This window comes from Paenibacillus sp. FSL W7-1279, assembly GCF_037969845.1.
In the GTDB taxonomy this organism is placed as follows: domain Bacteria; phylum Bacillota; class Bacilli; order Paenibacillales; family Paenibacillaceae; genus Paenibacillus_AQ.
Map to the genome: position 1 here is coordinate 6,296,274 of NZ_CP150215.1, position 14,724 is coordinate 6,310,997.

Consider the following 14,724-nt stretch of genomic DNA (forward strand, 5'->3'; position numbering starts at 1 on the left):
AAAACAACATACCGGTTGCAAGCTCCGCATGGATGGAGCCTGCAGCCATTAGCTCCGTGGAGGCTTATTCTTCAGCCATTTCGGAGCGCCCTTGTTCTTGCGGTCCCGCTCCCTTTCACTCTGACGCTCACCCGAAGCCTTACCGCTTCCCGCCTTACCATTGCCGCTGGTGGAAGCAGGCTTTCGAGCTGGTTTCTCTTTTCGGGCAGGACCTCCGGCTGACCCACGCGGACCATGTCCTCGATCGGCCGGTGTAGCACGAGGAGATCTAACCTTCCCGCCATACAGAGCGCGTTCTTCAATCGATATGCCCAGCTCGCGATTGAACTTGCGCATGATGAACGTCTGACGGTCCGTTACGAGCGTGATCGCCATGCCGCTCCGACCCATGCGTCCAGTACGTCCTGCGCGATGTGTATAATGCTCGGCGTCAATAGGCGGATCGTAATTGATGACCATGCCGAGCCCTTCGATATCAAGTCCGCGGGCAGCGACATCGCTAGCCACCAAGAGCTTGGTACGCCCTTCTCTAAACGCATTCAAAACCCGGCTTCTAGTCATCTTGTCGGCATCACCATAGATGGCAGCCGCATTTAAGCCGAGGTAGTTCAGCTTCGCTTCAACCTCTGCCAAATCCTCGGTGGCATTGACGAAGACAATCGCACGGTCGGGATTGTAATGCCGGACTACGCGGCGCAGCATGTCCAACTTGTCACGCTCTTCGGTCACAAAATAATAATGCTCCAACGCGGACGGTGTCCGCTGCTCAGGATCAATCCCGATTTCGACCGGCTGATCCATCTCCTTCTTGACGAGCTCTGCCGTCTCCGGACTCACCGTGGCGGATAAGAATACCAATTGACGATCGCGTAATGCACTGCGCAGAATGCGATCCACATCCCCGGCGCCGCCCAGATTAAATACCTGATCCACCTCGTCCACTACGATCGTGCTTACTTGGTGCATCTTCAATTTCCGGATTTCAATCAGCTCCCGCACGCGTCCCGGCGTTCCTACGATCAGCTGCGGATGCAGCTTCAGCTTCTCAATCTGACGCTTGGCCGCGGCGCCCCCGATGAGACCGAGCACACCGATTCCGCGGACTTCCCCGTAACGCTCGCTCTCTCTCACAATCTGTACGGCTAGCTCTTGTGTCGGAGCAAGAATCAATTTCTGTGTTCCCTTGATCTCCGGATCGATGCCCTGAAGCACAGGCAGCAAGTAAGCCAGCGTCTTGCCTGTGCCTGTCTGGGAAGTCGCAAGCACGTCCTTGCCTTCGAGTATGGGCGGTATAGCCTCAGCCTGAACGGGAGAAGGCGTGACAATGCCAAACTCCGTTAATCTGGAGGACAAATCCTCGGCTATTCCTAATGTATGAAATGTAGTTGCAGTCATATGTTAGTCCATCCTTTTTTTAGATATCAGAAGTCTATAATTCCAAAGCGCGTCTGCCTGATATCGCTAGAAAAAACCTTCCGATACATGTGGTTTGTTTACTTCATACGGTGGTAGCAGGCGTATTTCCTACCAAGTTATGATCACTCTTTTTCATTATATGCCAAAACAGGAGTCCTCACCAAATCAAACATCCTAAACGGCAGTGAACAGCACTTCAAATATGGCATTCGAATGGCTCAATCACCGACCTGTCTAAGGCAAAAGAGAAAGAAATGACTTGGCGGCAGCAGATAGCGGTATACCTTGAAGCGTTGCAATTCCTATGCTGCGCTCGGGAATCGGCGGATGGAGCGGCACCTCGATCAGCTGTCCTCCCTGCAATTCCTCGTTAGCATAGTCGCGAATGACAAAAGCCAGTCCAAAGCCGCTCCGGGCAAACTGTACCAGCAGCTCAATGCTGCCAAGCTCGAACTCGGGTTTCAGCGTCACTCCCTGCCTCTTTGCATATTGATCGACATAGTTTCTTGTGCTCCCGCCCCTCTCCAGCATAAGCAGCGGGTAGTTCCCGATATCGCGAAGGGACAAGGGGTGCTGTAACTGTGCCCGCTCCACAAATGACTTGCCGGCAACTAAACAATCATGGATCGGCGAACTCGCACGAAAATCGATTTGTTTATCGGAGGCCGGTAAATGAACGATGCCAAAATCAATCTTCCCTTCCTTGAGAAGGGACAGCGTTTCCGGGGTTGTGCGGTTGGAGATGCGGATGCGTATATCCGGATAGGTGGCGTGGAAATACTCCAAATGCGGCAGCAAATAATACTTGCACAACGTATCGCTTGCTCCAATATTGATTTCGCCGCTATGCAAGTTATGCATGTCCGCAATCGCCTTTTCGCCGATCTCGATAAAGCTGAAGGCCTGCTCGATATAGCGAAACAGCACATCACCCTCCGACGTGAGTTTAACCCCCTTGGTTGTCCGAAAGAACAGCGGTCCTCCGATCGTTCCCTCCAAATGCTTAATGGTATGGCTGACGGCCGGCTGGGTGATATGCAGATGCTCCGCTGCCCGCGATAAACTGCCAAGCCGGGCGGTCCAATAAAAGACACGATACCACTCCATATTGATTTCCATTATGATTACCTCGATTTTATCCTATGATAACGGGAACCCTTATCGAAAGATCAGCTTAGAATTCACCCGTTATCCGTATTCTTCTCTACAGAATCGTATAACATAAATGAAACTAATGTCTACTATTACTAATATCAATTTTATTTATGATGATGCAACTCATATAATGAGCCCTGTAAAAGAAAAAGACCGTAGGAGGCGAACATGCTTTGACAGTTACAGCCATAGTAGGAGCCAATTGGGGAGATGAAGGCAAAGGAAAAATGACGGATGTTCTTGCGGCGCAATCGTCGTATGTCGTCCGATTTCAGGGAGGGAGCAATGCAGGACATACCATTATTAACGATTATGGGAAGTTTTCGCTGCATATGCTGCCGTCAGGTGTATTCTATCCAAACGTAACGAATATCATCGGTCCGGGAACCGCTTTGGATATGGAGGTATTGATCAAGGAGCTGCAGGAGCTGGAAGCAAGGAACGTCCCCGCCCCCAAACTGTTTATATCGGAGCGCGCACAAGTCGTGCTTCCTATTCATCGGCTGCTGGATGAACTGGAAGAAGAACGGCTCGGTGCCCGGGGATTCGGTTCTACGAAACGCGGGATCGCGCCATTTTATGCTGATAAATATGCAAAGCTGGGCATTCAGGTAGCTGATCTGTTCCATCCCCAGCGACTTCGTGAACGGCTCGAGCAGATGCTTGCCATCAAGAACGTGCAGCTGCAGCATCTGTACGGGAGAGAGCCGCTAAACGTTGATGAGATGACCAAGCAACTGCTGGAGTCCTTCCGGCTCCTGTCTCCATATATCGAGGATACCACCACGATGCTGCAGCAAGCTTATATGAAAGGCGACCCTATTCTCGTGGAGGGCCAATTAGGGGCACTGCGGGACCCGGATCACGGGATTTACCCGTTCTCCACCTCCTCCTCCACGCTGGCAGGCTATGCACCGGTCGGAGCTGGTCTGCCGCCGTACGCCATCAGCCAAGTCATTGCTGTAGTTAAGGCTTATTCAAGCTGTGTCGGCGCCGGCCCGTTCGTGACCGAACTGCATGGGGATGAAGCGGATGAGCTCCGCCGCCGTGGCGGCGATGCAGGCGAATACGGCGCAACGACCGGCCGGCCAAGACGAATGGGATGGTTTGATACGGTGGCCACCCGTTACGGCTGCATGGTGCAGGGAGCTACCGAAGCCGTACTCACCAACCTTGACGTCCTGGGGTACCTGGATGACATCCCCGTATGCGTTGGCTACGAATTAGAGGACGGAAGCATCATTGACCATTTTCCGGTAACGGCCGATCTCCAGTCTGCAAAGCCTGTTCTGAGAACACTGAAGGGCTGGAAATGCGACCTGTCGCATATCCGATCCTTTGACGAGCTCCCGGAAGCCGCGCAGCAATATGTGCAGTTCATTGAATCGTCCATTGGCGTTCCTATCAAGACGATATCCGTCGGCCCGAGACGGGATCAGATTATGATGAGATAACCGGGTGACGGCCTTCGTTCACTTGATTTGCGAAGCCATCCAGTATCCGCTGGACTCCACGGGGATCGCTCAGCATTGGCAAATGGCCGGTGCTGAGACTTTCCACCCCATCTGCAGACAGATTGGCTATCATGCTATCCTGTGTGGATAATCCGAACTCTTTGTCTTGGGTGAGCTTCACATAAAGCTTTGGCACATCGGGAATAGACGCTTGAACGCGATCCGTATAGACTCTGCGGGATTCCGGAACAAACTCCGCTGCGATTCGGGAAGCCTGCTCCTCCGGCAGATCACTGCACAGACCATGACGGATTGCGGATTCAGGCGGCTTCGTGCCAGCCGTTTTCAGGATGATCGGCATGATGGCCCTCAGAGGAAACGGAAGCACCGAAACAAATGAACCTCCGCGCTTAGGAATAGCCGCACCGATGGCTACAAAACCGGCAACACGGCCTGTGAACCTGGAGGCCAGCTCCATAGCCAATACCCCGCCCAGGGAATGAGCCACAATGACAAACTTGTTCGTCCCCCACGTTCTCACCTGCTCCGCCATATGGTTTACGTAATCCTCCAGCCCCAAATGATGTCCGGAAATCACATTCCGATCCCGCAAGGGGTATTCCACTTTCAAATACGGATGACCCAGCCCTTCCACAACGTAATCCCATACTCCTCCGTTCAATCCTGCTCCGTGTATAAAAACAAATCCCAGCTCTTCTTTAGTCATGTCTTGTTTCATTCTATATTCTCCTCCCTTAATGGACCCTGCTCCAAGGATTCAGCGTGAACCCTTGCTTCTTGAGAACATCATATCTTTTAAATAAGACAAATATTGTCTTATTTAAAGAATAAGATAAAATAAATGATATGAGACGGAGGTACTCCTATGCAGAAATCCCAGCGCCTGATTCAATTAATGATGATGATCAATGCAAAAAAATCGTTTACGGTAAAAGAGCTGGCCGATGAATTCGGGCTCTCCGTCAGGACCCTTTCAAGAGATTTGGATGAGCTGAGCGGGCTCGGCGTTCCCATCTACTCTGTGCAAGGCCGAGGGGGCGGATACAGATTGCTGCAGGAGCGGATGCTGCCACCGATCAGTTTCACGGAAAGCGAGGCGACCGCCATCTTTTTTGCGTGCCAATCCTTAAGCTATTTCAGCACGCTGCCGTTCGGTGACGGAGCCGCCACGGCCCTCCACAAGTTCTATCATTATTTGCCGGCAGATACCAAGGAGCAGATCGACCGTCTTAAGGATCGCGTTATGATCCACAGTCCATTCCGTGCGATGTCCAGCGAGATTTTACAAACGCTAATGGAGGCCATCATGGTTCGGCAAGTGGTCACTATCTCCTATCGTTCATCCACAGGAAGCAGTCAGCGGCATATTCAGCCTATCGGCTTGTATGCAAGCTCGGGCTACTGGTATTGTCCGGCCTACTGTTTTACTCAAGAGGATATCAGACAGTTCAGAGTCGACCGGATCATTGCTGCCAGCCTCAATGAGTCCATAACGATCCGTGAAGATATCGCCAGCCAAACGCTGCGTGACATACCGGAAACCGGGGATGGGGAAATGAAGCCATTTGAGGTACAATTAACTTCCAAAGGGGTTTGGCTGCTTGAAACGGATACTCGCCTCGGCCCCCATATCCATAAGAACAAGGATGGCAGCGGAATTATTCAACTTGAAATACCAGCGGCCGACATCTTCTTCTATTCGGACTATGTGTGGCGTCTCGGAGAGGATGCTACCATCATCTCCCCAGCTGAAGCCGTCCAATGGACCCGCGAGAAAATTGAATCCATGAGGCTAAGGTATACATAAGGGTAGATCAATTCCGTATAAAACATTTAAGGAGGGGAACATGCATGAGTGCAGAAGTTGATTCTTTGATCCAGCGGATAACGGAAGAACTTCGGGAGGTGCCCGGCGTTACAGGGATCGTACTCGGGGGGTCCAGAGCCAAAGGAACCGCCAAACCGGATTCCGATATCGATATCGGCATTTATTACGATGAATCACAAGGATTCAAGGTAGAGAACATCGCTAAGGTGGCGAAGAAATTAGATGACGAGCATCGGGAGGGGATTATCACTTCATTGGGTGAATGGGGCGCCTGGGTTAACGGGGGCGGATGGTTAATGATCGAGGGCTATCATGTGGATTTCTTATTCCGTGATGTACGCCGCGTGTCCGGCATCATCGACGACTGTTCCGCAGGCACGGTATCCGCGCATTACCAAACCGGACATCCGCATGCTTATCTCAATGTGATGTATATGGGGGAAATCGCGATTTGCCGCATACTGTGGGATTCGGATAACCGAATACAGACGCTGAAAGCCAAAACGGTTCCTTATCCAAAAGCATTAAAGGATGCAATCGTTGGCTTCTTTACCTTCGAAGCATCCTTCTCCTTGATGTTTGCGGATAAAACAGCTGCCAGCGATGATATCAGCTATGTAACCGGCCACTGCTTCCGCTGCATTTCGAGCTTGAATCAAGTGCTGTTTGCCAAAAACGAGTCGTACTGCATCAATGAGAAGCGTGCGGTGGCCATGATCGAAACCTTTCCCATCAAGCCAACCAATTACAAGCAGCGCGTGGACCAAGTAATCACACTGCTCTCATCAGATGCAGAAAAAACAAAACAAGCCACTGCGCTGCTTCAGGAGCTTGTTGCCGAAACGGAAGCGTTGTAGCGCCGCAGCCGTTATTTCTTATTCATCCATTTGTAAGACACGCGATCTGCAAACCTCGGAAACAGCTGATACAGCCTTATGCCCAGTGAGGCCAGCCTCGGAAGATTGAGTTCTTCCTTGCGCTTTCTCACCAGCTTCACGACCTGATCCGCAACATATTCGGCCTTCATCATAAACCAGCCCACATTTTGGACATAACCGCCTGTCGGATCGGCCAAGGAAAAAAACGGGGTATCGATGGGGCCGGGGTTTACAGTAGACACGGTTATGTCTGTGTTCCTCAGCTCCTGCCGGAGTGAATTGCTGAACCCAAGCACGGCATGCTTCGTGGCCGAATAGGCGGTGGATTTGGCCGTTCCGATTTTTCCGGCCATGGATGCAATGTTTACGATATGGCCGTCACCCCGCTCCAGCATCCCCGGCAGCACGGCTTGCGTACAGCGCACGATGCCCATATAATTGACGTCCATCATGTCCTGAAACTCTTCTTGGCGCATGTCCATAACGGCTTCGAACTTGCCATAGCCGGCATTGTTTATCAGCACGTCGATTCTGCCATGGCGAAGAAGAAGACCCTCCATGACAGATTGCACCTGCTCTGGGCTTTGAACATCCATGGCTGCAAGCTCATGGGGGCCCGGCATTCGCGCACCCACCTCCTGCAGACGTTCTACCGAACGGGCGCACAGCACCACATATGCTCCTTCTGCAGAAAGCTTCTCCGCGATCAAAGCGCCGATTCCGCTGGATGCTCCCGTTACGACGACAACTTTATTTTTTAACATGATTTCATTATCCCTTTCTTCGCCGGCACAGCTCATGATTCCTCCTTATTTACAGAGACTTGCATGCACGGCTATTGGGTTCATTACTCCTATTTTATGAAATCATGACTTGAATATCCAGCTCCCCGATTCCTTCCATTCTCAGCGGAATACAAAGGGCTTTCTTCTGAATAAGACTTGACGTGCTATCCGATTTCATTACCTTGGGAGGCGTAATATCCACGCTGACGCCCTGGTTCGATAAAATGGTGCTGGCATTGCCGCTTATCATGTTTCCGAGCTCTGAAATCGCGCTTTGCCCCATCTCATCCATCTCGGTAATGACATAGCCGCCCATCATCACCGATACCATCTGCAGAGCTACCTGCTCCTGAATTCCAAATACAATGTCACCGTTCATTTGGCCTGTCATGCCAATTTGGATCCAGATATGATTCTCCAAATATCCGATCTCTTTGACCCCAAGATTCCCCGTGGAAGGTGAAACCTGTATGACTTGTTCGATCACGTGTCGTGCGGACTCTAAAAAAGGATTGATGACTTCCGCTTTCATTCCTCATTACGCCCCTTTCACTGGGTTGTTGGTCAGGGTCCCAAAGTCCCACCTATATATTTAAACATTATAATGGATACCTTGTAATAAATCATCACAAAATAGCGACAGCTCTCATTCCAACAACTGTATTACCATGTCAGCTATCGCTTGAAACGCTTTAGTACGAAGATATTCCTTTCGCTTAAACGGGCCTTTGGTCTCACCTTTTTTCTATGTCTACTTTACTATTATCGGAAGGTTTCCCCATCTTTTAATAATAATTAAATGGAAATTAAAATGTTTTTCATTTTTTCGGCCGAAAACAGTCAGGTTTGCTCCCTTCGTTGCTCCACCGGGAAGAATAACCTATAATTTAAATAATACAGATTGCACGCGATAGATGAGCGGAAGAATATATCAAGTAAGGAGGAAGGCTATGAACATCAGCCAATTGGAAACGCTTATTACCATCTCCAAAACGATGAGCTTTCGCAAAGCGGGAGAGCTTCTTAATCTGACACAACCGGCGGTATCCGCCCAGATCAAGAGCCTGGAAGAAGAATTTAAAACGGTGCTGGTGGACCGGAGCCAGCCCGTAACGTTAACCGACCGGGGACAGGTCTTCGTGGACCATGCCGAACAAATCCTCGGGATCGTCGATGAGCTGAAGCAGCGGCTATCCGACCTTGATCAAACTCCCCAGGGTCATATTCAGCTGGGTACAACCACTTCCATAGCGATTCAGATCCTGCCACGGGTACTTTCCTACTTTCAGGATCAATTCCCTCATATTAAAACAACCATTCAATCCATGGCCTCTTCGCAAATCTACCACAGCGTGGAGAACGGGCTCATCGACATCGGGATCGGTTATCTGATCGAGCGCAATCCCAACTTAAGCACATCCATTCTGTACTACGATACCTTTGAGCTTGTCGTATCCCCTCAGCATCCGCTAGCCAAACTCTCCACGGCAAGCATGGATGTGCTCGGCGGAATCCCCCTTATTCTGCTAACGCGCGATACCGTTGGCCGCCGCTTCGCAGACGACGTAATGAAGAAACACGGCATTGAGCCGCAGGTTGTCATGGAACTGTCAAGCAGCGAAGAAATTAAACGGATGGTCGAGATCAATTTGGGCGCAGCGATTATATCGAAGCAGTCCGTCACGACGGAGCTGCGCAACGGCACCCTGCAGATTGTTCCCCTGAGCGAGCTTGAAGTCAGCCACCCTGTCGGCGTAATCTATAAGAGCGGACGATACGTCAGCTCCGCTATGCGTCAATTCCTCAGTGACCTGAAAGGCATGCCCGAAACACAGTTCATCAGCAGCGAATAACGCCGCATCAAACCTAGAATAATAAGAAATCAAGCGTTATAAAGGAGGTCAATATGAAATTTGATCTGCACACCCACCATTTCCGCTGCGGTCACGCAGACGGCAACATTCGAGATTATATCGAGGCCGCGATTGCGGCAGATTTACAGGTGATTGGAATCTCGGATCACACACCATACTTCGGAAGTCCGGAGGAACACCCCTTCCCGACCACCACCATGGCAAAAGCCGACTTTGCCGGGTACGTACAAGAAGTTTTGGACTTAAAGCGGGAATATGAAGGTAAAATCAAGGTCTTGCTGGGCATTGAATCCGATTATTTTCCGAGCCACGCCCAGGTTTATCAGCAGGAGTTAGCGGCCTACCCTTTTGACTACATCATCGGCTCCATCCATCACGTCAGGGATATTAGCATCTTCAATAAAAACCGCTGGAAGAAACTTACGCCGGAGCAGCAGGTTGCCGATAAAGAGGAATATTTCAATCTGATCCGGCAATCCGCACGAAGCGGCATGTTCCAGATCATCGCCCATATGGACGCCATGAAAGGCTATTATCCGCTATTCTCCGAAATCAAGGCCGATGAAGCAATTGAGGAAACGTTGAAAGTCATCGCGGAATCGGGCCTTGCCATCGAGATCAACACGTCCGGCAAAACCAAGCTGTGCGGCGGCTGGTATCCATCGAACGCCATCTTGGAGGTCGCGCACCATCACGGCGTTGACGTCACCTTCGGCTCCGACGCTCACAAGCCGTCAAGGGTTGGAGATGAATTTGACGAAGTCGCTAAAGTGCTCAAAGAAATCGGATACACGGAATGGGTATATTTCGAACAAAAGCAGAAGGTGACCGTACCTCTTTAATGGGGTACACCTCCTTCTGTTTTTTTGTATTTATATAGAAAGCACAACAAAATAGGCAAAAAAAAGTGGACCCGTTACCGGGTCCAAAACATAATATATATTCTCAAAAGGGGGTCATGTGATAAGTTTAACCCGCGGCTGTTAGAGTTTGATAACAGGTATATTTCATTTGTGTAACAAATTCCAAGTGATCCTTTCATCTTGAAATGTTCAGATCACATATTTCAGTCCCATTATGTCATGGAGCGCAAGGTAAGCACCGTAAGCTCAGGTTTGCATAAGAAGCGAAAAGGAAGCTGCGTCGTGCCGATTCCCCTGTTTACATAGAGCAACATTCCTTGCGAACCGGTGGTATATAGTCCTTGCACATAGCGCTTTGCCCCGGGCGGCGTGATCACCTCGCCAATCCAGGGCAAACGGATCTGGCCCCCATGGCTGTGGCCCGACAGCTGGAGATGGAATGAATAGGCCGCAGTCGTATCTGCATAATCCGGCTCGTGCATTAAGAGCAGCTTGAACATCCCGTCGGGTAAATCTTGAATGGCCGCAGCCGGATCCGGCTGCCCCCAGAATACGTCGTCCAAACCTGCCACGGCGATGACGGCACCCTCCCGCCTCAGCTTCACGGCCGTGTTCCGCAGCACGTGAAATCCGGCCTCTTCCTCCAAAGAGATCAGAGTCTCCACGTCTTCGTAATCATGGTTACCCAATATGGAAAAAAGGCCGAGAGGAGCTTTCAGCTCGGTGAACGGTTGAATGGCAGCCCTCATATCCTCTGTATTGCCGTCCACCATATCCCCCGTGAAACAGATCATGTCCGGTTTCTCTTGTTGAATGGCTTGTACCAAGCGTGCCACATCTTTTGCCCCGGTATGAAAGCCCAGATGCAAATCGCTAAACTGAACGACCTTCATCCCGTCAAAGGGCTTGGGCAGTGAAGGAAGCGCCAAAGTCAGTCTTGTAATGTCCAGTTGATGAGGCTCCCATAACGATGCGTAAGCCCCGCCTGCAGCGCCAACGCCGACCACGGCGGAAACACCCATCTTCAGAAATTGGCGGCGCGACATCTTTGTCTGCATGACTTCTCGCTTTCCCCCTTCATGGGCTGTGCCATGGGAGGCTGCCGAGGATGGATTTCTCATAGATGGACATCCTCCTATATAATAATAAAGAGTACAGGTTTTATCGTCCTTATGGTTATTCATATACATAGAATAACAACAGAGAGGGGTTTACATATGATTGTTAACGATTCGATCGCAGCATTAGTTTCAGCTCAGCGGCGTTTTTTTCATAAAGACATCACCAAGGAAGTGGATTTCCGTCTGCAGCAGCTGACCAAGCTGCGCCAGGTTCTGATTGCCAGGGAAAACGATATTATGGAGGCCCTTCGCAAAGACTTGAACAAAAGTGAACAGGAGGCCTTCACGACGGAGATCGGCATTGTGTATAAGGAGCTTTCCTTCATCCTAAAGAATCTGAAGCGCTGGGCCAAGCCGCAGCGAGTCAAAACCGCATTGACGCATGTAGGCAGCAAGGGAATGGTCTACCCTGAGCCCTACGGTACGGTACTGATTATTGCTCCCTGGAATTATCCTTGGCAACTGGCCATCTCTCCGCTGATCGGAGCTTTGGCCGCCGGGAACACCGCGATTGTAAAGCCCTCCGAGCTGACGCCTAACGTATCCGGACTCATTACGTCCATCATCACGGAGACGTTTGACCCGCAATACGTGGCTTCAGTGGAGGGAGGACCCGAGGTAAGCACAAGCTTGCTGGAGCAGCCAATGGATTATATCTTTTTTACCGGCAGTACCCATGTCGGCAAAATCGTCATGCAAGCCGCCGCCAAGCAGTTGATCCCGGTGACGCTGGAGCTTGGAGGCAAAAGCCCCTGTATCGTCCACGAGGATGCCCCTCTGGCCCTGGCGGCAGCACGTATCGCATTTGGCAAATATACCAATGCCGGCCAAACCTGCGTCGCGCCGGATTATGTGCTCGTACACAGCAAGGTCAAGGAGAAGTTCATCGCGCACCTGAAAGACGCCATCACTTCGTTTTACGGCGAGAACCCTCTAACTAATCCCGACTATGGGCGCATTGTATCGGAGAAGCATTTTGAGCGGCTGTCCGGCTTTCTGAACAATGGAACCCTTCGCCATGGCGGGAACCGCTCTAAGGAGAACTTGCGCATCGAGCCCACCGTGCTGGACGATATCACTTGGGATATGCCGGTTATGGAAGAAGAGATTTTCGGCCCCCTGTGTCCGATCCTGACATATGAAGATGTACACGAAGCTGTCCAGGCGATTCATCACCGTCCCAAGCCGCTCGCCCTTTACTTGTTCACGGAGAATGAAGACGTTCAGGATTACGTGCTCTCCTCGGTTTCTTTTGGCGGGGGATGTGTCAACGATACGCTGATGCATCTGGCCACTCCCTTCCTTCCATTCGGGGGTGTCGGCGAGAGCGGGATGGGCGCCTACCACGGGGAACACAGCTTCCATACCTTCTCCCATAAGAAAAGCGTGCTCAAGCAGACTAACCGATTCGATTTCAAATTCCGCTACCCTTCCAAGAACGGACTCGGCATTCTGAAAAAGCTGATGAAGCCGTAGCTTTAACTAAGACCTTGCTCATTTGCCACTAGCACAAATAAAAAAGGCGCATCGTCAAAGATGCGCTTTTTTACATGGATGAATGCTTTCTTCGATGCGGCTTATTGGCCTTCGCCTTCTCTTCACTGCCAGCCACATCCAAGCCGTCATCGCCCGGTGTGAAAATCCGGCGCAGCGTTCCCAGCATGGACAGCGCATACGCAACGGTAATGAAGCTGAAGGCAATCTCCAGCACTACGACAAGCCGGGACGTATTATCGATTGGGGCTACATCGCCATACCCGACCGTGACAAACGTCGCCATGCTGAAATACAGGAAGGTAATGAACTGGCTCAGCAGATCCTGGCCAAGGTTCTCGCCTTCGAAGGAAGTGCCTCCGAACAGCTTATAGATCGACATATACACCATCGTGAAAAACAAAATGCACATCCCCGCCGCCATGCTGATCCGGACCAAGGTTGTTTTCATATCAACATGCTGATGGACGGAGTCTGCAATCTTGTCGAATATATACAGCACATAGAAAATAACGGAGCATAATGAAAACAACAGGATTAGAGCGCGCATGCCGCCATCTCCGGGCACCACGTTCATCAGATCGATCCACCCAAGCAAATCTTCAACCGATACCAGGACATAAATGAGCAGTGGGGCAAGCAGCAAAGGCCTGCTGGACCACTTCTTGTCCATGCTGTAGAACAAATAAATCAACAGCAGGAAGCCCGTCAAATTGAGCAGCCACATCCACCATGACATTTTCAAGTCCCTCCTTTGGCTTGAGGTCTGAAGCTGCAGACCGTACCATTACACCTTTATTACCCTTGTAACGGTATTTATGCACCTGGAGGTCGCTGGTAGTTTCGCCTCTGCTCACTTTATACAACGTTCATGTCCGGCCGAGCCCGTATTAAAAAATAGCGCCAAAACACGCATGCGAGACGAACGAAAGCCGTCCAACTGCCTTGTCTTTAGCATCTAACGGTTCTTCACCAACCACTGTGCGGCATGATCCACCATGGCCCGTTGTTCGGCCAATACGCAGTCTGCCTTTCCTACACGGCCGTGCTTATATGCACCGGTGCATTCCGCTTCAAACGAGGCTCCAATCGCTTCAAAATCGTCGGAGTGATAGTTGATATCCTGGAATGCCTCCCACTCTGTTATTCCCTGTACCCTGCGTACTGGCGCGTGGGCGGTAACCGCCTTCTTGCCTGCCCAATCCGCACGATATTCGCTTAAGTGGAAGGAAGTATTATTGCCATAGCCGCTGCCGAGCATAAGCACATAGGCCCCAGCTTTATATAAACGCGCCAGCGGAGAGGCTTCTCCCAAACCGTAATCCAGCGAATGGGGTTGCATAAGCGCCTCCGCTTCCCTGCCGCGTGCAGCAAACGAAACATGCGGGTGTAAGCTTCGGATGACCCCTTCTTGCTTGCGGAACACTTCCGGTATGATCCCCATCCCTGATGTGACGGTCAGAGCCGGATCATAGGGAGGCATGCCTTCGCGGATCAGATCCCACCATTTCGGGTCGGCCGGAGGATTCCCCCATGTCTTCGGATCGGTTAAGTTCGCAGACTGCGTCGGCATCACCAGTGTCCCTTCATCGCCCAGAATATCCTCCAGGGCCAGTATAACCGCCTCCGGACCGCCGACGATCCATCCGCCCAGGCTCTTGAGCGAGGAATGAACCAGCAGGGTCATTCCCTTCCTTACGCCCAGAGCAATCAGGTCATCGCTTATATCCTTTATCGTAATCGGTCTTTCAATGATCAAGTGACTCACCTCTATCTCAATATCCTAAAAAACACATAAATGATAGCACACAACAAAAAAGCGCCTGTACCGAAGC

General features: G+C 51.0%; 14 protein-coding genes. 6 read left to right on the forward strand and 8 right to left on the reverse strand.

The window, feature by feature from the left end; genetic code table 11:
* Positions 1–48: 48 nt before the first annotated feature.
* Positions 49–1,395, reverse strand: a complete 1,347-nt coding sequence (locus tag MKY82_RS28510; protein WP_339294879.1) for a DEAD/DEAH box helicase — start codon at positions 1,393–1,395, stop codon at positions 49–51.
* A 255-nt stretch (positions 1,396–1,650) separates the two neighbouring features.
* Positions 1,651–2,535, reverse strand: coding sequence for a LysR family transcriptional regulator (locus tag MKY82_RS28515; protein WP_194544519.1), 885 nt, complete (start codon positions 2,533–2,535; stop codon positions 1,651–1,653).
* 209 nt (positions 2,536–2,744) lie between these two features.
* Here MKY82_RS28515 and MKY82_RS28520 point away from each other — a divergent pair, with 209 nt between their 5' ends.
* Positions 2,745–4,025 (forward strand): adenylosuccinate synthase, encoded by a 1,281-nt coding sequence (locus tag MKY82_RS28520; protein ID WP_071222426.1) that lies wholly within the window; start codon positions 2,745–2,747, stop codon positions 4,023–4,025.
* Here MKY82_RS28520 and MKY82_RS28525 read toward each other — a convergent pair.
* Complete coding sequence (locus tag MKY82_RS28525; RefSeq protein WP_194544521.1) at positions 4,012–4,764, reverse strand: alpha/beta hydrolase; 753 nt, start codon at positions 4,762–4,764, stop codon at positions 4,012–4,014. The genes MKY82_RS28520 and MKY82_RS28525 overlap by 14 nt on opposite strands.
* A 147-nt stretch (positions 4,765–4,911) precedes the next feature.
* On the opposite strand from MKY82_RS28525, the gene MKY82_RS28530 reads away from it, so the two are divergent.
* Both MKY82_RS28530 and MKY82_RS28535 read left to right on the forward strand, forming a co-directional pair.
* Positions 4,912–5,853 (forward strand): YafY family protein, encoded by a 942-nt coding sequence (locus MKY82_RS28530; RefSeq protein WP_339294880.1) that lies wholly within the window; start codon positions 4,912–4,914, stop codon positions 5,851–5,853.
* A gap of 44 nt (positions 5,854–5,897) precedes the next feature.
* On the forward strand, positions 5,898–6,731 hold the full coding sequence (locus MKY82_RS28535; RefSeq protein WP_220683920.1) for a nucleotidyltransferase domain-containing protein: 834 nt from the start codon (positions 5,898–5,900) through the stop codon (positions 6,729–6,731).
* A gap of 11 nt (positions 6,732–6,742) precedes the next feature.
* Here the strand turns inward: MKY82_RS28535 and MKY82_RS28540 are convergent, their stop codons facing one another.
* The gene (locus MKY82_RS28540; protein ID WP_220683919.1) at positions 6,743–7,516 is read right to left on the reverse strand and encodes an SDR family oxidoreductase; all 774 of its coding nucleotides are present in this window, start codon (positions 7,514–7,516) and stop codon (positions 6,743–6,745) included.
* Positions 7,517–7,610: 94 nt separating this feature from the next.
* The gene (locus MKY82_RS28545; RefSeq protein WP_071222422.1) at positions 7,611–8,069 is read right to left on the reverse strand and encodes a chemotaxis protein CheX; all 459 of its coding nucleotides are present in this window, start codon (positions 8,067–8,069) and stop codon (positions 7,611–7,613) included.
* Between the two features lie 418 nt (positions 8,070–8,487).
* Between MKY82_RS28545 and MKY82_RS28550 the strand changes: the two genes are divergently transcribed.
* Together MKY82_RS28550 and MKY82_RS28555 are read left to right on the forward strand one after the other, a co-directional pair.
* Positions 8,488–9,390, forward strand: coding sequence for a LysR family transcriptional regulator (locus tag MKY82_RS28550; protein WP_339294881.1), 903 nt, complete (start codon positions 8,488–8,490; stop codon positions 9,388–9,390).
* Positions 9,391–9,443: 53 nt separating this feature from the next.
* On the forward strand, positions 9,444–10,253 hold the full coding sequence (locus MKY82_RS28555; RefSeq protein ID WP_194544525.1) for a histidinol-phosphatase: 810 nt from the start codon (positions 9,444–9,446) through the stop codon (positions 10,251–10,253).
* Between the two features lie 233 nt (positions 10,254–10,486).
* Here the strand turns inward: MKY82_RS28555 and MKY82_RS28560 are convergent, their stop codons facing one another.
* Positions 10,487–11,395 (reverse strand): metallophosphoesterase, encoded by a 909-nt coding sequence (locus tag MKY82_RS28560; protein ID WP_220683918.1) that lies wholly within the window; start codon positions 11,393–11,395, stop codon positions 10,487–10,489.
* A 96-nt stretch (positions 11,396–11,491) separates the two neighbouring features.
* On the opposite strand from MKY82_RS28560, the gene MKY82_RS28565 reads away from it, so the two are divergent.
* A complete protein-coding gene (locus tag MKY82_RS28565) occupies positions 11,492–12,871 on the forward strand; it encodes an aldehyde dehydrogenase (RefSeq protein ID WP_194544527.1) in 1,380 nt (459 codons plus the stop codon).
* A gap of 70 nt (positions 12,872–12,941) precedes the next feature.
* Here MKY82_RS28565 and MKY82_RS28570 read toward each other — a convergent pair whose 3' ends face one another.
* Both MKY82_RS28570 and MKY82_RS28575 read right to left on the reverse strand, forming a co-directional pair.
* Positions 12,942–13,628 carry a potassium channel family protein gene (locus MKY82_RS28570; RefSeq protein WP_194544528.1) on the reverse strand — a complete coding sequence of 229 codons (687 nt, stop codon included), beginning with the start codon at positions 13,626–13,628 and terminating at the stop codon, positions 12,942–12,944.
* A 219-nt stretch (positions 13,629–13,847) separates the two neighbouring features.
* Complete coding sequence (locus MKY82_RS28575; RefSeq protein WP_339219814.1) at positions 13,848–14,648, reverse strand: AAC(3) family N-acetyltransferase; 801 nt, start codon at positions 14,646–14,648, stop codon at positions 13,848–13,850.
* Positions 14,649–14,724 lie beyond the last annotated feature (76 nt).